This window comes from Novipirellula rosea, assembly GCF_039541335.1.
GTDB lineage: Bacteria > Planctomycetota > Planctomycetia > Pirellulales > Pirellulaceae > Novipirellula > Novipirellula rosea.
This window is the reverse complement of sequence record NZ_BAABGA010000087.1, coordinates 1-674: the sequence shown is the minus strand read 5'-3', so window position 1 is coordinate 674 and position 674 is coordinate 1. Positions and strand designations below refer to the sequence as shown.

Below are 674 nucleotides of genomic sequence, written 5' to 3'. Positions count from 1 at the left end.
TTCTGAACCTGAGAGGCCTTTGCATAAACCCAGAGAGGAATTTGAACAGACGGAAACGGAGTCGCCATGCACGGTTTGATGGATTCAAAGCTCCGGCTTAGTGGGATCCAAACTTCAATAACAAAGCAGGAATCAAAACTCTGTTACCTCTGTTATCTCCTGTTCAAACGACCGCGCAATCTCAAGCACCCTGTACAGGACCCTCGTCGACGAAGACCGGGGGGGATTTGAACAGGAGGAAAGGGAGGAAACGGAGAACCCATGCACGACTTGATGTATTCGAAGCTCAGGCTCAGTGGATCCAAGCTTCAGAAACATAGCTGGAATCGAAACTCTGTTACCTCTGTTATCTCCTGTTCAATCGACCGCGCAATCTCGAACACCCCCGCACAGAGCCCCTCGCCTAGTAGACCGGGCGGGAATTTGAACACGAGTGAAGGGAAGACCTGCGTGGGACTTGATAACGTGGCCTCAGGCTTGGTTGGCTCCCGGCAGCATTAGCCTCGAGACGCCATCGGTAAGTTTGAGAACGTTAAAGTTGATGATCAGCCCGATCGGAATGTCTAGTAATTTCATGTAGGTCAGAAGCTGTGCTTTATGGATGGGCTGGACTGATTCAGTTGCTTTCACCTCGACAAATAGGCATCCTTCAATGAGTATGTCAAACCGGAGCG

At 50.4% G+C, this 674-nt stretch carries 1 protein-coding gene; it reads right to left on the bottom strand.

The features are described from left to right. Window positions 1-471: 471 nt before the first annotated feature. Window positions 472-674, bottom strand: a 203-nt coding sequence (locus tag ABD971_RS28395) for a GxxExxY protein (RefSeq protein WP_345327116.1), incomplete at its 5' end; no start/stop codon positions are given.